This window comes from Streptomyces sp. NPDC088785 (assembly GCF_044750685.1).
Classification (GTDB): Bacteria; Actinomycetota; Actinomycetes; order Streptomycetales; family Streptomycetaceae; genus Streptomyces.
On record NZ_JBIVKH010000001.1, the window covers coordinates 307,118 to 330,771 of the forward strand.

Sequence of the window (23,654 nt, forward strand, 5' to 3'; positions counted from 1 at the left end):
GTACGCCTCCCTCAGCGCATCTTCGGGTCGAGGGCGTTGCGGACCGCTTCGCCGAGCATGATGAACGACAGGACGGCGATGCTCAGCAGGATCGACGGGAACAGGATGATGTGCTGCGCCACGCGGATCGAGTTGCCGCCGTCGGAGATGTCGGCACCCCACGACACACCGCTGGTGAGGCCGAGTCCGAGGAAGGACAGCGTCGCCTCGGCGGCGATGTAGACGCCCAGCGAGATCGTCGCGACGACGATCACCGGGGCGATCGCGTTCGGCAGGATGTGCTTGAAGAGGATGCGTTTGGTGCCCGCGCCCAGTGCCCTGGCCGCCAGCACGTAGTCCGCCTGCTTGACCGTGATCACGGAGCCGCGCATGACGCGGGCCGTCTGCGTCCAGCCGAGGAAGGCGAGGGCGGCGATGACGACCGGGATGCTGCGGTCCGGGAAGGCGTTGAGCATGACCATCGCGCCCAGCAGGAACGGGATGCCCATGAACATGTCGGTGAGGCGCGACAGGAGCGCGTCCATCCAGCCGCCGAAGTAGCCGGCGAGCAGACCGACGATGCCGCCGAAGACCGTGACCACGATGGTGGTGCCGAGGCCGACCATGACCGAGGCGCGGGTGCCGTAGATCATGCGGGCGTACACGCTCTGGCCCTGGGCGTCGTAGCCGAGCCAGCCGTCGGAGAACACCTTGCCGAGCTGCGGCTTGGCCAGGTAGTGGCCGGCCAGGTCGCGGGCGTTCGGGTCCGCGCCCGTGAACAGTCCGGGGAAGGCGGATATCACCAGGAGCAGCAGGATCAGCACGGCCGAGATCACGAAGATCCAGTTGGTGCGGAGATCGCGCCAGGCGTCGCTCCACAGGCTGCGCGACTTCTCGCGCTTCTCCACCTGCACCTGGGGGTCGGGCAGCTTGCCGCCCGCGGCGGCCTCGGCCGGTGCGGCCGCGGACTTGGTCAGATCAGACATAGCGAATCCTCGGGTCCAGGACCGCGTAGAGCAGGTCGACGATCAGGCTGGTGACGAGGTAGACGAGGACCAGGATGGTCACCAGTCCGACCAGCGTGGTCCCCTCCCGGCGCTGGAGCGCTTCGTAAATGGTGCCACCGACACCCTTGATGTTGAACAGGCCCTCGGTCACGACGGCGCCGCCCATCAGGGCGCCGAGGTCGGTGCCGAGGAAGGTGACGACCGGGATGAGCGAGTTGCGCATCAGGTGGACGCCGATGACGCGCTGCCTGGGCAGGCCCTTGGCGATCGCGGTGCGCATGTAGTCGGAGCGGAGGTTCTCCGCGACCGACGTACGCGTCAGACGCGCCACGTAGGCGAGGGAGGCCGCCGCCAGCACGATGGCCGGGGTCAGCAGCTGCCCCCAGTTCGTGGAGTCGTTGACGTTCGGCGCCATCCAGCCGAGCTGGAACGCGAAGACCGTCTTGGCGATGAACCCGAGCACGAACACGGGCACCGAGATCAGCAGCAGCGTCAGGAACAGCACGACGGTGTCGGCCAGCCGGCCGGCCCGCATGCCCGCGATGACACCGAGGACGATGCCGAGCACCGCTTCGATGGCGAAGGCCAGCGCCGCGAGCCGGAGGGTCACCGGGAACGCGTCGCCGAGGACGTCGGTCACCGGGCGCCCGGAAGCGATCTGGGTGCCGAAGTCGAAGTGCAGGATCATGTCCCGCATGTAGTGCCAGTACTGGACCAGCACGGGCTGGTCCAGCCCGTATTCATGGCGCAGCGACGCGATGACCTGCGGGCTGCCCGCCTTGTCGCCGAAGAGACCACGGACCGGGTCACCGGGCAGTGCGTACACCATGAGAAAAATCAGCAGAGTCGTCCCGATGAACACCGGGATCATCTGGAGCAGTCGTCGTGCGACGTAGCGCCCCATCATGCCTCCATGTCAATCGCAGCAGGGGCCCTTTTCGCCGTACGCCGACCGAACTCGCGGTGCGTACGGTGAAAAAGGCCCCCCGGCCAGTCCGGCCCGCTTCGCACCGCTGCCCCCAGGTACGGCCGGGGGCAGCGGATGCGCGCGCTGTCAGCGGTTACTACTTGTGGACCTGGACGCCGTCCAGGATCGGGTCGCCGTCCTGCGCGTACTTGACGCCGGAGACCCGCTCCGAGTAGCCCGCGTTGACCTTGTAGTACCAGAGCGGGATGGTCGGCATGTAGTTGACCAGCTGCTTCTCGACTTCCTGGTACTTCTTCTCCGACTCCTCCAGCGTCGCGGCGCTGTCGGCCTCGGAGATCAGCTGGTCGACCTTCTTGTTGGAGAACCCACCCTGGTTGCCGTCCGACTTGGTGCCGAACAGGTCACGGATGAAGTTGGCGTTGAAGGGGTAGTCGAGCACCCAGCCGGAGCGGTACAGCGACTTGACCTCGTGGGCGTCACGCGCGTTGGTGTCCGCCTGGAAGTCGGCCTTCGAGTCGCCGACGCAGGTCACGCCGACAGCCTTCTTGATGGAGCCGCAGACGGCGTCCACCCACTCCTTGTGACCGCCATCCGCGTTGTACTGGATGGAGATCTTGTTGCCCGGAACGCCGCCGCCCTCCTTGATGAGCGCCTTGGCCTTGGCCGGGTCGAACTTGGTGACGTCGCCCGCGGCGTTCGGCTGGTAGCCGAGGACGCCCTTGGCGACCCAGCCGGTGGCCGGCTCACGGGTGCCCTGGAGGACCGTCTTGGTGATGGTGTCGCGGTCGATCGCCATCGACAGACCCTGGATGACCTTGGGGTCGATGCCCTTCCACTGCTTGGTGTAGAAGGCCACGGCGATGGTCTGGATCGCGGAGTAGGACTGGTCGACGGCACGGTCGCCCAGGTCCTGCTTGTAGACCGGGAGGTCACGCGGGGCGAGCTGGCGCAGGACGTCGACGTTGCCCGACTTCAGGTCGTCGTAGGCGGTTTCCAGGTTGGTGTAGTTCTTGAACGTCACACCACCGTTCTTCGCCTTGTTCGGGCCCTTGTAGCCGGCGAACTTGGTGACCTTGATCTCCTTCTTGTGCTGCCAGGAGACGAACTTGTAGGGGCCGTTGCCGACCGGCTTCTGACCGGCCGCCTTCGGGTCCTTGTAGAACGACTCGGGCAGCGGCGAGAAGACCTCGTAGCCGAGCTTGTAGACGAAGTACGGCATCGCCTTCGACAGCTCGATGGTGAAGGTGTTGTCGTCGACGACCTTCAGGCCGGACATCGAGTCGGACTTCGCCTTGCCCTTGGCCGGCGCGACGTCGTCGTAGCCCTTGATGTCCGAGAACCAGAAGCTGTTGGTCTGCTTGTTCTCGGGCTTGGCGGCCCAGTTCCACGCCTTGACGTAGGACTCGGCGGTCACCGGGGTGCCGTCGTGGAACTTCCAGCCCTGCTTCAGCTTGACCGTGAAGGTCTTGTTGTCCTTGGTGTCCACCGACTGGGCGTTCACCATGGTGATGTTGCCCTTGGCGTCGTAGTCCACCAGCTGCGAGAACAGCGTGCTGAGAACGATGCTGCCGTTGGACTCCATGGTGTTGGCGGGCTGCAGAGGGTTCTGCGGCTCACCCGTCTCGACGGAGAACGTGCCGTTCGGGTCGACGGCGCCCGAGCTTCCCTTGTCGCCGTCGTTGTCGCTGCCACCGCACGCGGTCGCGGCCAGAGCGATGATCGCCGCGCCCGCCACCCACTTGGCGCTCTTGGCACCACGCATGGGGTTCCTCCTCATGAGTCCACTTGTTCACTGCGAGAGAGGGCACACCCATGAGGGACCGACACCCCTGTCGGTCAAGCAAATGGTGTGCCTCAGTGTGCTCGTGAGTCGGCGCTCCCCACTGCGCGTGACCCATTGACCCGAGCTCTATGGCGTCAACTATTAGCCATGGAGTGTCGGTCACCAACACCCATTTGGTCTCGGTTCGATCACACCTGCTGCGTACATCTCCCAAAATCCGGACAAAGCGATCCGGACTAGAGGGTCACGAAACGGACGCGTTACATATCTATCGGTCAGAGGCGTCCGGATAGCGGACGCAGTGAGAGGAAAAGAACTTGCGTGCGAGGGCCGGCGTGGACAGCCTGGCCGCGAGGGGCACCCCGCGTGGGAGCAGGGCGCGGTCTACGCGCGACACACAGTGAGGCAGGGTAGCGGCGGAAGACTGCGCCGTACAGCCGAACAGGCCTTCGTACGGGGCCCTGCGGGGCCGCGGCGGCGCCGGACGCACGAAGGCCCGGCCCCCTCGCGGGAGCCGGGCCAACTGCCGTGGGACTAGCCGTGCTTGGCGCGCGAGGCGGAGCGGCCGCGCTCCTTCTGGTCCAGGACGACCTTGCGGATGCGGACGGCCTCCGGGGTCACCTCGACGCACTCGTCGTCGCGGCAGAACTCCAGGGACTGCTCCAGGGAGAGCTTGCGCGGCGGGACGATCGCCTCGAACGAGTCGGCCGACGAGGACCGCATGTTCGTGAGCTTCTTCTCCTTGGTGATGTTCACGTCCATGTCGTCGGCGCGCGAGTTCTCGCCGACGATCATGCCCTCGTACACCTCGGTGCCGGGGTCGGTGAACAGCACGCCGCGCTCCTGGAGGTTCGTCATCGCGAAGGCGGTGACGGCGCCCGCGCGGTCGGCGACCAGCGAACCGTTGTTACGGGTCGTCAGGGTGCCGAACCACGGCTCGTGGCCCTCGTGGATGGAGTGGGCGATGCCCGTGCCGCGGGTGTTCGTCAGGAACTCCGTGCGGAAGCCGATGAGGCCGCGCGAGGGGACCACGAACTCCATGCGGACCCAGCCGGAGCCGTGGTTCGACATGTTGTCCATGCGGCCCTTGCGGATGCCCATGAGCTGCGTGACGGCGCCCATGTGCTCCTCGGGGACGTCCACCGTGAGGCGCTCGACCGGCTCGTGCGTCTTGCCGTCGACCTGCTTGGTGACGACCTGCGGCTTGCCGATGGTCAGCTCGAAGCCCTCGCGGCGCATCTGCTCGACCAGGATGGCCAGCGCCAGCTCACCGCGGCCCTGCACCTCCCAGGCGTCGGGGCGCTCGGTGTCGAGGACGCGCAGCGACACGTTGCCGACCAGCTCGCGGTCCAGACGGTCCTTGACCTGGCGGGCGGTGACCTTGCGGTCCTTGACCGCCGACTTGGCCTGGGCGCCCTTGCCGGTGCCGCCGCGGCCGACGAGCGGCGAGGTGTTGGTGCCGATGACCATGGAGATCGCCGGCTCGTCCACCGTGATGAGCGGCAGCGCGACCGGGTTCTCCGGGTCGGCCAGGGTCTCGCCGATCATGATGTCGGGGATACCGGCGACGGCGCAGATGTCACCGGGGCCGGCGACCTCGGCGGGCTTGCGGGTGAGCGCCTCGGTCATCATCAGCTCGCTGATGCGCACGTTGCTGATGGTGCCGTCGCGCTTGATCCAGGCGACCGTCTGGCCCTTGCGCAGCTCGCCCTGCTCGACGCGGAGCAGCGCGATGCGGCCGAGGAAGTTGTCGGCGTCGAGGTTGGTGACGTGGGCCTGGAGCGGCGCGTCCTCCTCGAAGACCGGGGCCGGGACGTGCTCCAGGATCGTGGAGAAGAACGGCTCCAGGCTGGTGGAGTCCGCCGGGACGGTGCCGTCGGCGGGCTTGGTCAGCGAGGCGATGCCGTCACGGCCACAGGCGTAGACGATCGGGAACTCGATCTGGTCCTCGTCGGCGTCCAGGTCGAGGAAGAGGTCGTACGTCTCGTTGACGACCTCGTCGATCCGGGAGTCCGGACGGTCCGTCTTGTTGATGCACAGGATGACGGGCAGACGCTGCTGGAGCGCCTTGCGCAGCACGAAGCGCGTCTGCGGGAGGGGGCCCTCGGAGGCGTCCACGAGCAGGACCACCGCGTCGACCATCGACAGACCGCGCTCGACCTCGCCACCGAAGTCGGCGTGGCCCGGGGTGTCGATGATGTTGATCGTGATGACGTCGCCGCCATCCTTCGGGTGGTACTTCACCGCCGTGTTCTTGGCGAGGATCGTGATGCCCTTCTCACGCTCCAGGTCATTCGAGTCCATCATGCGATCGTCGAGGGACTCGGCGGCGTGAGCGGCGAACGAGCCGGCCTGCTTGAGCATGGCGTCGACGATGGTCGTCTTGCCGTGGTCGACGTGGGCGACGATGGCGACGTTTCGGATGTCGTGGCGCGTGGCCATATTGCGGCGTACTCCCGGAATAGTGGACGGCTGCGCGTACATCAGTGATACGCGCGCCCTGCCGGGCTGGACACGCCACGGCCTCACCCCATCGTACGGGGCTCGGCGGGTGGGGAGCTTGCGGGGGCTCGGCGAACAGGGGGGAACGAGCCCCGCGCAGCAACAAAAGTGCAGGTCAACGGGTTACAAGGAACCTTGCCCGGCGGGCGGTCCCGGAGGCAAGGGACTTGAGGGGGATCTGAGCCTCGGAGCCCCCGGCGCGGGCCGGAACACCGCCCGGCCCGCCGCCCCCCGGCCGCCCGGACGGCTCCGCCGCAGGCCAGGGGGACGTCAGGGGCCCTCAGCGGTTGACGGGCCCCGTCAGCCGTCCGAGGCCGGGCTCGCCGCGGGCTTCGCGCCCCGCTTCAGATAGCCGATGTCCTCGTAGCGCGGCTCCTGGAAGCCGAAGGCGCCGGCGTTGGCGACGTTCGTGCGGGCCGCGACCAGCTCCGGGCGCTGGTAGAGCGGGATCGAGCCGGCCGCCGCCCAGATGCGGGCGTCGGCCTGCTTCACCAGGGAGCGCTCCTCGTCCGCGTCCAGCTCGCCGATCGCCTCGTCGAAGAGCTGGTCGATCTGGTCGGTGCCGACCCGGGTGTAGTTCTGCTCGACGGTGAGCGACCCGTCGGCGGCCGGGACCGGCTTGGCGTAGATGGGGCGGGCGTCGGTGGCCGGGTAGGCCGACGCGGGCCACGAGTAGAGGGCGAGGTCGTACTGGCCGGACGCGATGTGGTCCTTGAAGTAGCTCTCGTCGTCCACCTTCATGATGTCCGTGCGCACGCCGATCTTCTCCAGCATCTGCGTGATCCGGTCGGCGACCGTGCGCAGCTGCTCGGAGCCCGCGCCGGTGGGCAGGACGAAGCGCAGCGTGAGCGGCTTGCCGTCCTTGGCGAGCGCGCCCGCGGCGGCGCCGGCCGGGGCGGCCGTGCCCTTGGGCGCGTACGCGCCGGGGGCGCCGCCCTGCTTCACGTACGTCCGGGCGTCCTTGCCGAGCCCCTCGGCCGCGTGATCGCTCTTGTGCTTGGAATGCTTGGAATGCTTGGCGTGCTTGGCGTGCTTGCCCTTCTCCTTGTCGGCCTTGCGCAGCTTCACCGCGTCGGCCTGGTGCAGCAGGGCGGTGTGCTGGGCGGCGGCGAGCCCGCCGGGGCCGAACAGCGGGGGCGCGTCGGCGCCGGGCTTCTGGTCGTCCTCGCCGACGATGTACGTGCCGTCGTCGGCGTCCTCGGCCTCGTTCTCGGACCCGGCCGTCTTCTCCTCGGCCTTGTCCGCCTTGTCCTTGGCCTTGTCGTGGTCCTCGTCCTTGTCCTTCTTCAACGGACCGCCGGGCACCCAGCCCGCCTCCGCGAGCAGCGCCCGCGCCTGGGCGGTGTCCTGGTCACCGAGGGCGCCGCTGTTGTCGGCGTACGCCTCCTGGCCGGCCAGCGCGAGGTGGTTGTCGACGGTGCCGGCGGGCAGGCCCAGCGGCTTCAGGACGGCCTCGGCGAGCTGGGTGCGGTCGATGGCGCGGGCGACGGCCCGGCGGACCCGCTCGTCGGCGAGGGGGCCCTCGGTGCCGTTCAGGGCGAGCTGCGTGTAGGCCGGTTCCAGCGACTTGCGGACGTCGAAGCCGCGCAGGTGCTCCTGCTCCTTCGCGTACTTCCTGACGGCCCTGCGGGTCTTCGCGCGCGCCGTGATCTCCGCCTCGGCGGCCTCCTCGTCCTCGCCGTGCGCGATCGCCCAGGAGCGCAGCGCCCGGCCCGGGGTGAGGGCGGCGCCGGGGCCGTGGGCGAGCGGGCCCGCCGTGCCGTGGTCGCGGGACGCGTACGCGATGCGGTCGGCGCCGCCCGTGTCCAGGTCGGCGAGGTCGAGGTCGCCGGCGGCCAGGGCCGCGGCGCGCTTGCCGCGCGGCACCGCGCTCAGGACCAGCTTGTCCAGCTTGGCGGGGCTGCCCCACCAGCGCGGGTTGCGCTTGAGGGAGACCGTCTTGGCGTCGCGGTCGATCGCGTCGACGGCGAACGGGCCCGCCGTGTTCGTCAGCTTGCGCCGGGCGCCGTCGTTGAAGTGGTCCGGGGTCCCCATGACGTCCTTGGGGTACAGCGGCGAGAACAGGGCGCGCCAGTCCGCGTACGGCTTGGCGAACGTGACCCGGACCTCCAGGTCGTTCGCCCCGCGCTCCACCTTCTCGATGCGGTCGTAGCCGGCGTTGTGCGCCGTCCAGTACGCGGTGTCCTTGCCGGACAGGGCGCGCCACTGCGCGGCGAAGTCGGGGGCGCCGATCTCCCGGCCGTCGCCCCAGACCGCCTGCTGGTTCAGCTTGTACAGCACGACCTGCTTGGGCTCGGTCTCGATGACCTCGGCCTTCTCCAGGTAGTCGGGGTCGGCCTGCGGGCGGCCCTGTCCGTCGAGCCGGAACATCGACGGCAGGACCGCGCCGGCGACCCGGGCGGTGGCGGCGTCGGCGTCCGCCTGGAAGGAGTTCAGGGTCTGCGGCAGGGTGTCGACGGCCCAGTGCAGGGTGCCGCCGTCCTTGATCTGGTCGCGGGCTGCGGGGGCGATGTCCTGCCCGGCGGAGGGCTTGCCCGCCTCGTCGTCCGCGGCGCACCCGGTGAGGGCGGTCACGGCGAGCGCGCCGCTCACGAGGAACGCGGCCGAGCGCAGGGCTGCGCCTGGGCGCCTGGGGGTCTGGTGCATCTCGGAGCTACCTCCGGTACGGGCCGGTTGATCACTTTTGGCGGTATATGCGTTTGATCACATCTATCGGTCCGGACCCCGAAACGCCCCCACCGACACGACCCCGCTCCCCGCGAACCCCCCACCCGGACCAATCCCCCCGCCCCCGAGCACCCGTGCGCTTCTCCCCCTGCGCCCCGGCGGAAGCCGACCCCGCACCCCTCTGCCCGCGCCCCGGTGGAGCCTGGTCGCACAGTTCCCCGCGCCCCTGGGTCGTTATCCACCCGCGACCCGGTGGCCGCTTCTCGCGCAGTTCCCCGCGCCCCTAGGTCGTACTTCATCCGCGGGCCGGTGGGGGCTGGGCGCGCAGTTCCCCGCGCCCCTAGGTCGTACTTCATCCGCGGCCCGGTGGGGGCTGGGCGCGCAGTTCCCCGCGCCCCTGAGGCATGCGCTTCGCGCAGCCTCCCCCTGAGGCTGCGCTTCGCGCGCCTCTCTCGGGCGCGGGACGGTGGCGCGCCTCTCCTGGGGGGGACGGTGGCGCGTCTCTCCGGAGAGGTGGGGCGGTGGTGCGCCTCTTCTGCATCGCCCGAGGCTGCGCGCTCCGGGCGCCTCTCCAGGGGCGGGACCGTGGTGGGCCTCTGATGGGATGGCGCACGCAGTGCGCATCTCAGGGGCGCGGGGAACTGCGCGAGAAGCCCCACCGGGCCGCAGACGAACAGCTGCCCAGGGGCGCGGGGAACTGCGCGGCCAGCCCCCGCCGGGCCGCAGACGACGAACCCACCCAGCGAGGTGCGGGGAACCGCGCGGCCGGCCGCGACGAGGGGCGCACCCTAGAAGTCGCCCAGGGGCGCGGAGCGCATTGTGCCCCGGCAATCCGTACCGCTCCCTTCACAAACGGCAATGTGACGCGCGACACTCGCAGGCGCATGAGCATCTCCGCCGCACCAGCGGAAGCGAGGCACATCATGTCCCTGACCGAAGACCTGGCGGCAGCCACCCGCTGCCTGGACGACCTCACGCGCGCCGTCGGCCGCCTGGAACCCCAGCTCGGCGCGGGCCCGGACCTGCGCCGCGTGCGGGCCGACGCCGACCATCTGCGGGAGAGCCTGGCCCTGCTGCGCGAGACGGCGACGGCGACCCCACCCCCGTACGACACACCGCGCCACCCGGACCTCGTCCCGATCTCCGACACCCCGTACGACAGCACCCTGTGGACGGACTCGGACGACGAGGGGCTGGGGGCGCGGGACAGACACGCCCCCTGACGTCCCGGTCACGCCCCTGACCCTTCGAGCGGAGGCTTCGTTGGCCACCGGCACCCAACCCTCCCGTACCGGCCCCCCTACCGAGAGCGGCACCGGCGTCCGCGGCCGCACCCGGGCCGCGATCCCCGCGTCCCACCTGCGCACCGACCGCTGGTGGCTGGCCCCGGCGGCGACCGCCGCGGGCCTGCTCGCCTTCGTCGTCTACTCGACGTGGCGGGCCTTCGCGAACGCGGACTACTACGCGGCCCCGTACGTGTCGCCGTTCTACTCGCCGTGCCTCTCCCAGAACTGCGCGCCGATGCGGCACGGCCCCAACTGGGAGCTGTTCGGCGGCTGGTGGGGCCTGTCCCCCGCCCTGCTCATCCTGATCTTCCCGCTGGGCTTCCGGCTGACCTGCTACTACTACCGCAAGGCCTACTACCGCGGCTTCTGGGCCTCGCCCCCGGCCTGCGCGGTGGCCGAGCCGCACAAGAAGTACACCGGGGAGACCCGCTTCCCGCTGATCCTCCAGAACATCCACCGGTACTTCTTCTACGCGGCCGTGCTCGTCGCCTTCATCCTCACCTACGACACGGTCCTCGCCTTCCGCGACGAGTCCTACGCGTTCGGCCACATGGGCCTCGGCACCCTGGTCTTCCTGCTCAACATCACGCTGATCTGGGCCTACACCCTGTCCTGCCACTCGTGCCGGCACATCGTGGGCGGCCGGCTCAAGCACTTCTCCAAGCACCCCGTGCGCTACCGCCTGTGGGGCTGGGTCGGGAAACTGAATGCCCGTCACATGCTGCTCGCCTGGGCGTCGTTGGTGAGTGTCGCGCTCGCCGACTTCTACGTGTACCTGGTCGCGTCCGGCGCTTTCGACGATCCGCGGTTCTTCTGATGGTGGGGGCCTTCTGATGTCAGTTGTCGAGCGGCAGCAGTGGGACGTCGTCGTGGTGGGTGCCGGAGGCGCCGGGCTGCGGGCCGCCATCGAGGCCCGGGAGCGCGGCGCGCGCACCGCGGTGATCTGCAAGTCGCTGTTCGGCAAGGCCCACACGGTGATGGCGGAGGGCGGCATCGCGGCCGCCATGGGCAACGCGAACTCCCGCGACGACTGGCAGGTCCACTTCCGGGACACGCTGCGCGGCGGCAAGTTCCTCAACCAGTGGCGGATGGCGGAGCTGCACGCGCAGGAGGCCCCCGACCGGGTGTGGGAGCTGGAGACCTGGGGCGCGCTGTTCGACCGGACGAAGGACGGCCGGATATCGCAGCGCAACTTCGGCGGCCACGAGTACCCGCGCCTCGCCCACGTCGGCGACCGTACGGGGCTCGAACTGATCCGCACCCTCCAGCAGAAGATCGTCCAGCTCCAGCAGGAGGACCACCGCGAGACCGGGGACTACGAGTCGCGCCTGAAGGTCTTTCAGGAGTGCACCGTCACGCGGGTGTTGAAGGACGACGCGGACCGGGTCGCCGGCACCTTCTGCTACGAGCGGGAGAGCGGCCGGTTCTTCGTGCTGGAGGCGCCGGCCGTGGTGCTGGCCACCGGCGGCATCGGTAAGTCCTTCAAGGTGACGTCGAACTCGTGGGAGTACACGGGCGACGGGCACGCCCTCGCGCTGCTCGCCGGGGCGCCGCTGCTCAACATGGAGTTCGTGCAGTTCCACCCGACGGGCATGGTCTGGCCGCCGTCGGTGAAGGGCATCCTCGTCACGGAGTCGGTGCGCGGCGACGGCGGGGTGCTCAGGAACTCCGACGGCGAGCGGTTCATGTTCGACTACGTCCCGGACGTCTTCAAGGAGAAGTACGCCGAGTCGGAGGCCGAGGGCGACCGCTGGTACGACGACCCCGACCACAACCGCCGCCCGCCCGAGCTCCTCCCCCGCGACGAGGTGGCGCGCGCCATCAACGCGGAGGTGAAGGCGGGCCGCGGCTCCCCGCACGGCGGCGTCTTCCTCGACGTCTCCACCCGGATGCCCGCCGACGTCATCCGGCGCCGGCTGCCGTCGATGTACCACCAGTTCAAGGAGCTGGCGGACGTCGACATCACGGCCGAATCCATGGAGGTCGGCCCGACCTGCCACTACGTGATGGGCGGTATCGCCGTCGACTCGGACACGGCGGCGGCGCGCGGCGTGCCCGGCCTGTTCGCCGCCGGGGAGGTCGCGGGCGGGATGCACGGCTCGAACCGGCTCGGCGGCAACTCCCTGTCCGACCTGCTGGTCTTCGGGCGGCGGGCCGGGCTGCACGCGGCCGCGTACGCCACCGGCCCGGCGGCCCGCCCCCTGGTCGACGACCTCCAGATCGACACGGCGGCGGCCGAGGCGCTGCGCCCCTTCTCCGCCGAGGGCCCGCAGGACGGCGGCGTCCCCGAGAACCCGTACACGCTCCACCAGGAGCTCCAGCAGACGATGAACGACCTCGTCGGCATCATCCGCCGCGAGGCCGAGATGGAGCAGGCGCTGCACAAGCTGTCCGAGCTGCGGCTGCGGGCGCGGCGGGCGGGCGTCGAGGGGCACCGGCAGTTCAACCCGGGCTGGCACCTCGCCCTCGACCTGCGCAACATGCTGCTGGTCAGCGAGTGCGTGGCGCGCGCCGCCCTGGAGCGCACCGAGTCGCGCGGCGGCCACACCCGCGAGGACCACGGGGCGATGGACCGGGCCTGGCGCCGGGTGAACCTGCTGTGCGCGCTCCGCGATCCCAGCGACGGGCTGGCGGCCACCGATCCGGTGCGCGGCCAGATCAGCCTCGTCCGCGAGGAGACCCCACCGATCCGCCCCGACCTGCTGGCCCTCTTCGAGAAGGAGGAGCTGGTCAAGTACCTGGCCGAAGAGGAGCTGTTCGAGTGAGCGCGACGACGTCGAGCGCGTACGACGCCCATTTCCGGATCTGGCGCGGGGACACCGGGGGCGGCGGCCTGGAGGACTACGAGGTCGAGGTGAACGAGGGCGAGGTCGTCCTCGACATCATCCACCGGCTCCAGGCGACCCAGGCACCCGACCTGGCGGTCCGCTGGAACTGCAAGGCGGGCAAGTGCGGTTCGTGCTCCGCCGAGATCAACGGGCGGCCCCGCCTGATGTGCATGACGCGGATGTCGGTCTTCGAGCGCGCCGACACGATCACGGTGACACCGCTGCGCGCCTTCCCCGTCGTCCGGGACCTCGTCACCGACGTCGGCTTCAACTACGCGAAGGCGCGGGAGGTCCCGGCGTTCGTGCCGCCGCCGGAGCTCGGGCCGGGCGAGTACCGCATGATGCAGGAGGACGTGGACCGCTCGCAGGAGTTCCGCAAGTGCATCGAGTGCTTCCTGTGCCAGGACACCTGCCACGTGGTGCGCGACCACGAGGAGAACAAGCCGGCGTTCGCGGGCCCGCGCTTCCTGATGCGCGTCGCGGAACTCGACATGCATCCCCTGGACGCGGCGTCCGAGGCGGGCCTGGACCGCAAGGCCACCGCCCAGGACGAGCACGGGCTCGGCTACTGCAACATCACCAAGTGCTGCACGGAGGTCTGCCCCGAGGGCATCCACATCACGGACAACGCGCTGATCCCCCTGAAGGAGAGGGCGGCCGACCGCAAGTACGACCCGGTGGTGTGGCTGGGCAACAAGATCCGGCGGCGGCCGTCGTAGCGCACCCGCCGCCGGGCGCGGCGGGACGCCTTGCCCCGCCGCCCCCTCGCACCCTAGGGTGAATGCGCTTTCATTCCGCTTTCCGTCACTCCACGCACTCGGGGGTCCACCCAGTGAGCACAGCCCCCACGGTGTACGACGTCGCCGAGCGGTCCGGGGTCTCCATCGCCACCGTCTCGCGGGTGTACCGCAACCCCGACTCGGTCCGCGCCCAGACCCGGGAGCGGGTGCTGGCCAGCGCCCGGGAGCTGGGGTACGTGCCCAGCGGCAACGCCCGCGGGCTCGCCAGCCGCTCCACCGGCGTCCTCGGCCTGTGCTTCCCCGACTACTCCGACCCGGACGCCGAGTCCGAGGCCGAGACGGGGGCCGGGGACGAGGCGGACGACGACGCCGCGATGCTCTACTCCGACCAGATCATCCGGGGCATGGAGCGCGCCGCGCGCCGGCACGGGTACGCGCTGCTGATCGCCGCCTCGCTCAAGGGCGGGCCGGAGAGCCAGGTCGCGAAGGTCGCGGGGCGGGTGGACGGGTTCGCGGTGCTGGCCAGGACCGTGCCGACCGAGGACCTCGACGTCATCTCGCGGCGCCAGCCGGTGGTGATGCTGGCCGGGCCCCGCGAGTCGGACGACCTCGACCACCTGGACCACATCGAGACCGCCAACACCGACGGCCAGCGCGAGCTGACCCGGCACCTCATCGAGGACCACGGCCTGCGCCGCCTCGCGTACGTCGGCGCCGAGGAGTCGCCCGACGTCGCCGCGCGGTTCCGGGGGTACGCCGAGGCGTGCCGGGCCGCCGGGGTGCCGGTGTCCGACGGGCCCGACCTGCGGGTCGCGATGATGACGCAGGCCGAGGGGGCGCGGGCCGCCGACGCGCTGCTCGACCGGCCCGGGCCGCGGCCCGAGGCGCTGCTGTTCGCCAACGACCAGATGGCGGTGGGGGCGCTGCACACGCTGGAGCGGCGGGGTGTGCGGGTGCCGGACGACATCGCTGTCACCGGGTTCGACGGGATCGCGCTGAGCCGGCTGGTGCGGCCCACGCTCACCACGGTGCGGCAGCCGATGCGGCGGATGGGGGAGGAGGCGGTGGAACTCCTCGTGCGCCGGCTCACCGGGCAGCAGGGCAAGGAGCCCGTGTCGATGATGCTGCCCGTCCTGCCGACCCGTCGGGAGAGTTGCGGCTGCGGCCCCCATCCCCCGGCCACCTCCTAGCCGCCCGGGCCCCCTCTCCCCCGAACACCGCCCCACCGCGATTGCCCACGCGCCCCTCACCGGGTCCCCGGACACCCCCGCCGCCGTCCAGTGCCGGCCCGCCGTGGTTGCCCGCGCAGTTCCCCGCGCCCCTGACGGGGCTTCGGAAACGCCCGTCGTCCAGTGCCGGTCCATCGTGGTTGCCCGCGCAGTTCCCCGCGCCCCTGACGGGGCCCGGATACGCCGTTCACTATCGGTTCGCCGTGGTTGCTCGCGCAGTTCCTCGCGCCCCTGACGGGGCCCGAATACGCCCGCCGTCCAGTGCCGGTCCCCCGTGGCTGCTCGCGCAGTTCCCCGCGCCCCTGGACGGGGCTTCGGATACGTCGTCCAGTGCCGGTTCGCCGTGGTTGCTCGCGCGGTTCCCCGCGCCCCTGACGGGGCTTCGGATACGCCCGCCGTGGCTGTCCCACCGGGGAAGGCGCGCGCAGCGCATGCCTTCAGGGGCGCGGGGAACTGCGCGACCAGCCACGACGAGAGCCGCGGACGACAACACCCGGACGACGACACCCGCACGACAACACGGGCCGCGCAGGCAACCGCCGTCACCCGCGCCCGCGCCTCACTTCAGCACCCTCCCGAAGAACTCCGCCTTGGCAGCAGCCAGTTCCACCCCCGCCGCACCCAACCCCGGCCACTCGAAGTGCCCGGCCTCCACGACGAGCAGCTCCCCGGCACCGGCCAGCGCGTTGTGCACCGCGAACTGCCCCGGCGGCGGCACCGAAGGATCGAAGAGCGCGGCGGCGACCAGGACCGGCTTCGTCAGCCGCGTGGCCGCCGTGGCCGCGTCGAAGTAGGCCAGCACATCGACGACTTCGGGGTGCTCGGCGTGATGGGCCCGCACCGCCGCCCCGCTCCCCGCGCAGTCCAGCGTCAGCCGCAGCGGATGATTGCCGAACGTCGGCACCGTCAGCTCACCGGCCCGGAACCGGTCGTCCCAGGGCAGGGCCAGCGCCCCGAGCCCGCCGCCGAAGCTCTCCCCGAGATAGCCGAGCCCGGCGCCGGAGGCCACCGACTCCGCCAGTTCCGGGACGAGTTCGAGCAGCGCCGACGCGGCGCACCACAGATCGGCGACGCACTCCCCGATCACGTACGTCTCCCGCGACGCGATCCCGTGCAGCACGTGCGCGGAGGACACCGACGGCACCCCGTCGACCCGCCCGCGCTCCACCATCCCGCGCACGCAGGGCAGGATCGCCGCCGACCGGGGCAGCGGCAGCGGCACGTCCGGGCCCGCCTGGTCGCGGCCGCCGTAGCCGTGCCCGATGACGAAGCCGTGCTCCGCCGGGCCGTCGACGGGCAGCGCCAGCCAGCCGCCGAGCCGCACGCCCCCGACCGACGTGTACGTCACCTCGTGGACGCGGACGCCGTCGCGCTCCTCCACGAGCGGCCCGATCTCCGGCCGCGTCGGCACCGCCCGCGCGGCCTCGTACCGGCCGCGCCAGAAGGCGTCGAAGTCGGCCGGAACACCGTCGGGGGCCGGGACGTCGCGCAGCTCGGCGAGGGTGTAGCCGTACGTCGGATCGAACGGGAACGCGTGCGTGAAGACTGTCATGGCCGCGACCCTAGGACAGAGATCACACCCGGTACAGGCCAATTCTTCCGAGGTGGCCCGGCTCACCAGGGAATGTCTGTTTTATGCTCGCCGTACACGGCGCGAGACCGGGCCGTGCCCGGCGGCGGCCGGTGGGACCTCAGCCTTCCCTCCCGTTACGGGAGTGTGACCAAGACCCCTCTTGCCACATCGGAGGCGACTGCCACAGAGTTATGTATGCGCTTACAGACAGCGCATACATTCCACGGTCCGCTCAAGGAGGAGCCGTCCATGAACCGCCGCGCCACCATCGCCGCGACCGCCGTCAGCCTGGCGTCCGCGCTCACCCTCACCGCCTGCGGCGGCTCCGGCGGCGACTCGGTCGCGGCCGACGCGAAGCAGACGCTCACCGTCTGGGCCATGGGCACCGAGGGTGAGAAGCTCGCCGACGTCGCCAAGGTCTACGAGAAGGCCAACCCGAACATCACGGTGAAGGTCACCCCGATCGGCTGGGACGTCGCCCACCAGAAGCTCGTCGCCGCCGCGGCCGCCAACAAGCTGCCCGACGTGATGCAGATGGGCGGCAGCTACATGACCGAGTTCGCGGACATGGGCGCCCTGGAGCCGGTCGACACCGGGACCTTCCGGCAGAAGGACTACTTCCCGGCCGGCTGGGAGCAGGGCGAGTACGACGGCAAGACCTACGGCGTGCCGTGGTACGTCGACACCCGCGTGCTCTACTACCGCACCGACCTGGCGAAGAAGGCCGGCGTCGACAAGGCCCCGGCCACCATGGCGGAGCTGAGGACGGCCGCGCAGAAGTACCAGAAGGCCGGCTCGAAGTACGGCCTGTCGATCCAGCCCAACGGCCTGGACTCGGTGCAGAGCTTCTACCAGTTCCTGTACTCGGCCGGCGGCCAGATCGTCACCAAGGACGGCAAGACCGTCGCCAACAGCCCGGCGGCCGTCAAGGCCCTGGAGAACTACACCAGTTACTTCAAGGACGGCCTCGCCGCGAAGTCGGTGCGCCCCGGCTACGACGTGACCAAGGACTTCAACACCGGCGACGTCGCGATGTTCTTCGGCGGCCCCTGGCACATGGGCCTGCTCGACGACAACTACCCCGGCCTCAAGGGCAAGTGGGCCATCGCCAACGTCCCCACCGACAAGACCTCCGCCTCGATGGCGGGCGGCTCGGCCCTGACGATCTCCGCGGACAGCGAGCACAAGGACGCCGCGAAGAAGCTCGTGCGCTACCTCACCGGCACCAAGGGCCAGGCCGACTGGTACCAGCGCACCAAGGACCTCCCGGCGAACATGACCGCCTGGTCCTCGGGCGAGCTGGCCACCGACCCGGACATGAAGGTCTGGAAGAAGCAGATGGAGTCGGCGCAGGTCTCGCCGGCCCAGCCCAAGTGGTCCGAGATCACCTCGAAGATCGACACCGCGATCGAGGACGCGGCCCAGGGCAAGGCCTCGCCCAAGGCCGCGCTCGACAAGGCGCAGGGCGAGATCGAGAGCCTCGTCCAGAAGTAACCCGCCTCACGAAAGAAACCCCCACCCGCCGGCCGGCGCAGTCAGGGCCGGAGGAAGTCCGAAGGGCGGACCATGTCCACCACGACACCCACCCCCGCGCGCGCCGGGGCCGGCAAGGCCCCGGGCGGCGAGCCCCCGCAGGGCGCGGGACGGCGCAGGAAGCGCCCGATGGGGAAGCAGAACCTGGCCGGCTGGCTGTTCTCCACCCCGTTCCTCGCGCTGTTCGGCGTCTTCATGCTCTTCCCGATCGTGGCGACGCTCGTCATGAGCTTCACCGACTTCGGGCAGCGCAACGTCCGCAAGCCGATGGACGCGAACTTCGTCGGCCTGGACAACTACACCAAGCTGTTCGGCGACGAGCAGTTCCTGCGCGCGATGTTCAACACCGCGTACTTCGTGGTCATCGGGGTGCCGCTGACCATCGGGCTCGGGCTGCTGGTCGCGGTGCTGCTCAACAGCGGCATCGACCGGGCCCGCACCTTCTTCCGGGTGGGTTTCTACGCGCCGGTGGTCACGACGATCGTCGCCGTGGCCATCGTGTGGCGGTTCGTGCTCGACCCCTCGGACGGGCTGATCGCCGGGCTCGGTGACGAACTCGGCTTCACCGCACCGGACTTCCTCGGCTCGGAGACCTGGGCCATGCCGTCGCTGATCGCGATGGCGGTGTGGCGCAACCTCGGCACCGTGATGGTCCTGATGATCGCCGGGCTCCAGGCCATCCCGGCCGAGGTCCGCGAGGCCGCCCGGCTCGACGGGGCGAGCGCCTGGCAGGAGCTGCGCCGGATCACCGTGCCGCTGCTGCGCCCGACGCTCCTGTACGCCACGGTCATCACCACGATCGGCTACCTCAACGTGTTCGAGGAGCCGTTCGTGATGACCCAGGGCGGCCCCTCCGACTCCACGATGACCGTCTCCCTCGACATGTACTTCCAGGGCTTCCGGTTCTTCAACATGGGCTACGCGAGCGCCATGGCGTACGTCCTGTTCGTGGTGATCATGGGCATCACGGTGCTTCAGCTGCGACTGATGAAGGACAACACGAAATGAGCGCCGTCACCCCCACCCGTCGGCCCGCGGGCCGGGCCCGCAAGCCGCTGCTCTACGTCGTCACCTCGCTCGGCCTGCTGGTGATGGCCGCGCCCTTCCTGTGGATGGCGCTGAGCGCCTTCAAGACCAAGAAGGACCTGACCGCGAGCCCGCCGGTCTGGATCCCCTCCGAGTGGACGCTGAAGAACTTCAGCGATCTGCTGGACCAGCTGGACATGCCCCGGTACTTCCTGAACTCGGTGATCGTCGCCGTGCTCGTGACCGTGTGCAACCTGCTGTTCTGCTCGATGCTCGGCTACGCGCTGGCCAAGCTGAACTTCAGCGGCCGCTCGAAGGTCTTCGGGATCGTGCTCGCCGCCCTGATGGTCCCGGCGAACCTGATGGTGCTGCCGCTGTTCGTGCTGATCAACCAGCTGAACCTGCTGGACACCTACGCGGGTCTGGTGCTGCCCTTCGCGGCCGGCGCGTTCGGCGTCTTCCTGATGCGCCAGTTCATGCAGTCGATCCCGGACGAGCTGCTCGAAGCGGCCCGGATGGACGGCGCCGGCGAGTGGTACATCTTCTGGCGGATCGTCCTTCCGCTGGTCAAGCCCGCCCTCGCGACGCTGACGATCTTCACGTTCCTCGGGTCGTGGAACAACTTCATCTGGCCGCTCATCGCGACCAACGACCCCGACAAGTACACGCTCCCGGTGGCGCTGGCGACCTTCGCCAACGACCCCAACCGCACGGTCGGCGGCGGCAACGGAATGCTGATGGCGGGCTCGCTGCTCGTGGTCCTGCCCGTGCTGATCGTCTTCGCGGTCCTCCAGCGCCACTTCACCCAGGGCATCGCCACCGCCGGCATGAAGTAAGCCGCCCCGGCCCCCCACACACGTACGTAGAAAGACAGGCACCCTCACCATGACGCTCACCCCTGCCCCGACGCGCACGCTCCCCTTCCCGGACGGGTTCCTGTGGGGCGCCTCGACCGCCGCCCACCAGATCGAGGGCAACAACGTCAACAGCGACTGGTGGCGCAAGGAGCACGACCCGGCGGCCGGGATCCAGGAGCCGAGCCTGGACGCCTGCGACAGCTACCACCGCTGGGAGCAGGACATGGACCTGCTCGCCGAACTCGGCTTCACCGACTACCGGTTCAGCGTCGAGTGGGCCCGCATCGAGCCCGCCCGCGGCTACTTCTCGCGCGCCGAGATCGCCCACTACCGCCGCATGGTGGACGGTGCGATCGCCCGCGGCCTGCGCCCGAACGTCACGCTGCACCACTTCACCGTCCCGCAGTGGTTCGAGGACCTGGGCGGCTTCACCGCCGAGGGCGCCGTCGAGCTGTTCGCGCGGTACGTCGAGGAGTGCGCGCCGATCATCGCCGAGGGCGTCCGGCACGTCTGCACCATCAACGAGCCGAACATGATCGCCGTGATGGCCGGGCTCGCCAAGCGCGGCGACCAGGGCTTCCCGCCGGCCGGCCTGCCCTTCCCCGACGAGGAGACGACGCACGCCGTCATCGCCGCGCACCACGCCGCGGTGAAGGCCGTGCGCTCGATCGACCCGGACATCCAGGTCGGCTGGACCGTCGCCAACCAGGTCTACCAGGCCGAGCCGGGCGCCGAGGACGTCACCGCCGCCTACCGCCACCCCCGTGAGGACGTCTTCATCGAGGCGGCGCGCGGCGACGACTGGATCGGCGTGCAGTCCTACACCCGCACCCGGATCGGCGCCGACGGCCCGATCCCGGCACCCGCCGACGCCGAGCGCACGCTGACGTCGTGGGAGTACTACCCGCAGGCCGTCGGGCACGCGATCCGGCACACCGCCGAGCTGATCGGCCCGGACACCCCGGTCGTCGTCACCGAGAACGGCATCGCCACCGGCGACGAGCAGCGCCGCATCGACTACTACGCGGGCGCGCTCGACGCGGTCGCGGCCTGCATCGAGGACGGCATCGACGTCCGCGGCTACCTCGCCTGGAGCGCGCTCGACAACTACGAGTGGGGCACCTACAAGGCGACCTTCGGCCTCATCGGCTGGGACGGCGAGACCTTCGCCCGCACGCCCAAGCCGGCCGCGCACTGGCTCGGCGGCCTGGGCCGCGAGCGCGCGCTGCCGCGCCTGTGACCGGTGGGCGGCGGCTCGACCCCCCGTGTCGCCGCCGTCCACCCCGATCCGTCGCGGGCGGTCCTTCCCCCGGGCCGCCCGCGACTCCACGGGACCGCGGACCCTGACCCCCGCCGTCCCGGTCCCCGGGGCCCGCGAACCCTGACGTCGCGGGCCCGCCACGGCGGGGGCGGGCGCGCACCTGACCCCGCCCGCCCCCGCCGGCCACCGGGGCGCGTCGTCAGGTCCGAGCCGACCGCTCGGCCCCCGCACGGGTGCCGCGGCCGTGCGGGTGCTGTGGGGGCGCCCCGGTCGCGGCACCTTCTTCACGGACATACGCTCCCAGACGTGACGCCCGCCGCTTCTGTGCGCCCGACAGCCGCGCGGACCGCCGCAGCCGTGCTGCTCGCCCTGGCCTGGCTGCTGCTCCCCGCGGCCCCCGGTCACGCCGAGGACCCGGTCACCCTCTCCCGCACCGGCCAGCTCACCGACGAGGTGAACGCCCTCGGCGACCGCCGGGACGCCGCCGCCGACGCCCTGACCGCGCTCGACGACGCACGTGGCATCCAGCTCTACGTCGCCTACGTACGGGACTTCTCCGGCCGCTCCGCCCGGGACTGGGCCGACGCCACCGCCGACAGGAACCGGCTCGGCCTCGACGACGTCCTGCTCGCCGTCGCCACCCACGACCGGCAGTACGCGTTCTCCGTCGACCAGGACTCCCGGCTCACCGACGCCCAGATCCAGGAGATCGCGCGGACCGCCGTGGAACCGGCGCTGCGCCGCAACGACTGGGCCGGGGCCGCCGTCGGCGCGGCCGACGGGATCGGCGCCGTCGTCGCGGGCCGCCCGGTGCCCACCCCGACCGTGACGCCCGGCGCCGCCGACCCGGGCGCGGGCGACTCCGGCGGCAGCGGCGCGGGCGACCTGGTGCTGCCGGTGATCGCCGTCGGCGGGGCCGGCGCCGTGGTCGCCTTCGCGTACACCCGCCGCAAGCGGCACGGCGGCGCGCCCCGCCCGTCCGCGGGCGCCGCGCCGGGCCGGGGCGGGGAGCCGCCGGTCCCGCTGCCGGAGCTGGACAAGCGGGCCAGGCGGCTGCTCGTCGGCACCGACGACGCCGTGCGCACCAGCACCGAGGAACTGGGCTTCGCCACCGCGCAGTTCGGCGAGGACGCGGTCCAGGGGTTCCGGGCGGCGCTCGCGTCCGCGCAGAGCGAGCTGACCGCCGCGTTCGCGCTGCGCCAGCAGCTCGACGACGCGTTCCCCGAGGACGACGCGACGAAGCGGCGGATGCTGGAGGAGATCGTCGGCCGGTGCACCGAGGCCGAACGTGCCCTCGACGCGCAGGCCGCCGACTTCGACCGGCTGCGGGCCCTGGAGCAGAACGCACCCGAGGCGCTCGCCCACGCCGAGCGGACCTTCCGCGAGCTGGCGGCGCGCACCACCGGCGCGCAGGAGACCCTGAGCGCCCTCGGCGGCCGGTACGCGGCGTCCGCGCTCCGGACCGTCGCGGGCCATGTCGAGCAGGCCAAGGACCGGCTCCTGTTCGCCACCACCCAGCTCAACCAGGCCCGCGGCTGTGTCGACGCGGGCGAGGCGGGCAGGGGCGCCGTCCACCTGCGGGCCGCCGAGGGCGCCGTCGACCAGGCGGGGACGTTCGTCGCCGCGATCGACCGGCTGGCCGGCGAGCTGGCCGAGGCCGACGCGCGGCTGCCCGCCGCGCTCACCGGGTCCGACACCGACCTCGCGGACGCGCGCGGCCTCCTGGAGGGCACCGGGCAGGGCGTCTCCACCGCCGACCTGCGCGGCCGCATCGCCCGCGTCGAGTCGGTCGTCGGCCAGGTGCGCGCGGAGCTGGCGGCGGGGCCGTACGACCCGGTCGACGCGCTGCGCCGGGTCGAGGAGGCGGACACCGCGCTGGACGAGGCGCTGGGGGCGGCGCGCGAGCGGGAGGCGGGCACCGCGCGGGCCCGCTCGCTGCTCGGCCAGGCGCTGCTCGCCGCGGGCAGCAGCACGGGCGCGGCGGCGGACTTCGTCACCACGCACCGCGGCGCCGTCGGCAGCGAGGCCCGCACCCGGCTCGCGGAGGCCGAGCGGCGCCTGGCGAACGCGCGGGCCGCCCAGGACGCCGACCCGGCGGCGGCGCTGGCGGAGGCGCAGCAGGCCGATGCGCTGGCCCGGCAGGCGCAGTCCCTCGCCGAGCGGGACGTGCGCGCGTACGGCGATCCGTACGGGGGCGGGCGCGGTGGCGGCGGCACGGGCGGCGCGGTGCTCGGCGGGATCATCCTCGGCGGGCTGCTGAACGGCGGGCGCGGCGCCGGTATGGGGGGCGGCATGAGCGGCGGCACGGGCGGGTTCGGGGGCGGCGGGCGCGGCGGCGGGCCCGGCAGCTTCGGCGGAGGGGGGACGCGCGGCCGCCGGGGCGGCGGCGGGCGTTTCTGACCCGCTCCGCCCACCCGTGTTCCCCCTGTCCATCCCCGTACGTGAGGACTTGACC

At 71.3% G+C, this 23,654-nt stretch carries 16 protein-coding genes; 10 read left to right on the forward strand and 6 right to left on the reverse strand.

Going from position 1 to position 23,654, the window contains the following annotated elements:
• Window positions 1-11 precede the first annotated feature (11 nt).
• The 5 genes from ACIP5K_RS01405 to ACIP5K_RS01425 all read right to left on the reverse strand — a co-directional run bounded on the left by ACIP5K_RS01405 (window position 12) and on the right by ACIP5K_RS01425 (window position 8,845).
• Window positions 12-965: an ABC transporter permease gene (locus tag ACIP5K_RS01405; RefSeq protein ID WP_401403819.1), complete on the reverse strand. Its 954-nt coding sequence runs from the start codon at window positions 963-965 to the stop codon at window positions 12-14.
• Window positions 958-1,890, reverse strand: coding sequence for an ABC transporter permease (locus ACIP5K_RS01410; RefSeq protein ID WP_383500748.1), 933 nt, complete (start codon window positions 1,888-1,890; stop codon window positions 958-960). The genes ACIP5K_RS01405 and ACIP5K_RS01410 overlap by 8 nt, the downstream gene beginning before the upstream one ends.
• Window positions 1,891-2,050: 160 nt before the next feature.
• The gene (locus ACIP5K_RS01415) at window positions 2,051-3,676 is read right to left on the reverse strand and encodes an ABC transporter substrate-binding protein (RefSeq protein WP_401403821.1); all 1,626 of its coding nucleotides are present in this window, start codon (window positions 3,674-3,676) and stop codon (window positions 2,051-2,053) included.
• 555 nt (window positions 3,677-4,231) lie between these two features.
• The gene (gene typA, locus ACIP5K_RS01420; protein ID WP_401403822.1) at window positions 4,232-6,139 is read right to left on the reverse strand and encodes a translational GTPase TypA; all 1,908 of its coding nucleotides are present in this window, start codon (window positions 6,137-6,139) and stop codon (window positions 4,232-4,234) included.
• A 360-nt stretch (window positions 6,140-6,499) separates the two neighbouring features.
• Window positions 6,500-8,845, reverse strand: a complete 2,346-nt coding sequence (locus tag ACIP5K_RS01425) for an ABC transporter family substrate-binding protein (protein ID WP_401403824.1) — start codon at window positions 8,843-8,845, stop codon at window positions 6,500-6,502.
• 944 nt (window positions 8,846-9,789) lie between these two features.
• Here ACIP5K_RS01425 and ACIP5K_RS01430 point away from each other — a divergent pair.
• The 5 genes from ACIP5K_RS01430 to ACIP5K_RS01450 all read left to right on the forward strand — a co-directional run bounded on the left by ACIP5K_RS01430 (window position 9,790) and on the right by ACIP5K_RS01450 (window position 14,910).
• Window positions 9,790-10,089 (forward strand): hypothetical protein, encoded by a 300-nt coding sequence (locus tag ACIP5K_RS01430; protein ID WP_401403826.1) that lies wholly within the window; start codon window positions 9,790-9,792, stop codon window positions 10,087-10,089.
• Window positions 10,090-10,129: 40 nt separating this feature from the next.
• On the forward strand, window positions 10,130-10,969 hold the full coding sequence (locus ACIP5K_RS01435; RefSeq protein ID WP_401403828.1) for a hypothetical protein: 840 nt from the start codon (window positions 10,130-10,132) through the stop codon (window positions 10,967-10,969).
• A 16-nt stretch (window positions 10,970-10,985) separates the two neighbouring features.
• Window positions 10,986-12,917: a fumarate reductase/succinate dehydrogenase flavoprotein subunit gene (locus ACIP5K_RS01440; RefSeq protein WP_401403830.1), complete on the forward strand. Its 1,932-nt coding sequence runs from the start codon at window positions 10,986-10,988 to the stop codon at window positions 12,915-12,917.
• Window positions 12,914-13,699 carry a succinate dehydrogenase/fumarate reductase iron-sulfur subunit gene (locus tag ACIP5K_RS01445; RefSeq protein ID WP_401403831.1) on the forward strand — a complete coding sequence of 262 codons (786 nt, stop codon included), beginning with the start codon at window positions 12,914-12,916 and terminating at the stop codon, window positions 13,697-13,699. The genes ACIP5K_RS01440 and ACIP5K_RS01445 overlap by 4 nt, the downstream gene beginning before the upstream one ends.
• A 113-nt stretch (window positions 13,700-13,812) precedes the next feature.
• Window positions 13,813-14,910, forward strand: coding sequence for a LacI family DNA-binding transcriptional regulator (locus ACIP5K_RS01450; protein ID WP_401403833.1), 1,098 nt, complete (start codon window positions 13,813-13,815; stop codon window positions 14,908-14,910).
• Between the two features lie 598 nt (window positions 14,911-15,508).
• On the opposite strand, the gene ACIP5K_RS01455 is transcribed toward ACIP5K_RS01450, so the two are convergent.
• Window positions 15,509-16,501 carry an acetylxylan esterase gene (locus ACIP5K_RS01455; protein ID WP_401403834.1) on the reverse strand — a complete coding sequence of 331 codons (993 nt, stop codon included), beginning with the start codon at window positions 16,499-16,501 and terminating at the stop codon, window positions 15,509-15,511.
• A 270-nt stretch (window positions 16,502-16,771) separates the two neighbouring features.
• Here ACIP5K_RS01455 and ACIP5K_RS01460 point away from each other — a divergent pair, with 270 nt between their 5' ends.
• From ACIP5K_RS01460 to ACIP5K_RS01480, 5 genes are all read left to right on the forward strand, one after another.
• Complete coding sequence (locus ACIP5K_RS01460; protein ID WP_401403836.1) at window positions 16,772-18,016, forward strand: sugar ABC transporter substrate-binding protein; 1,245 nt, start codon at window positions 16,772-16,774, stop codon at window positions 18,014-18,016.
• A 72-nt stretch (window positions 18,017-18,088) separates the two neighbouring features.
• Complete coding sequence (locus ACIP5K_RS01465; RefSeq protein ID WP_401403838.1) at window positions 18,089-19,063, forward strand: carbohydrate ABC transporter permease; 975 nt, start codon at window positions 18,089-18,091, stop codon at window positions 19,061-19,063.
• Window positions 19,060-19,917 (forward strand): carbohydrate ABC transporter permease, encoded by an 858-nt coding sequence (locus ACIP5K_RS01470; protein WP_401403840.1) that lies wholly within the window; start codon window positions 19,060-19,062, stop codon window positions 19,915-19,917. Before ACIP5K_RS01465 ends, ACIP5K_RS01470 begins: the two co-directional genes overlap by 4 nt.
• Window positions 19,918-19,966: 49 nt before the next feature.
• Window positions 19,967-21,178 (forward strand): glycoside hydrolase family 1 protein, encoded by a 1,212-nt coding sequence (locus ACIP5K_RS01475; RefSeq protein WP_401403842.1) that lies wholly within the window; start codon window positions 19,967-19,969, stop codon window positions 21,176-21,178.
• A 327-nt stretch (window positions 21,179-21,505) separates the two neighbouring features.
• Window positions 21,506-23,599, forward strand: coding sequence for a TPM domain-containing protein (locus tag ACIP5K_RS01480; protein WP_401403844.1), 2,094 nt, complete (start codon window positions 21,506-21,508; stop codon window positions 23,597-23,599).
• Window positions 23,600-23,654 lie beyond the last annotated feature (55 nt).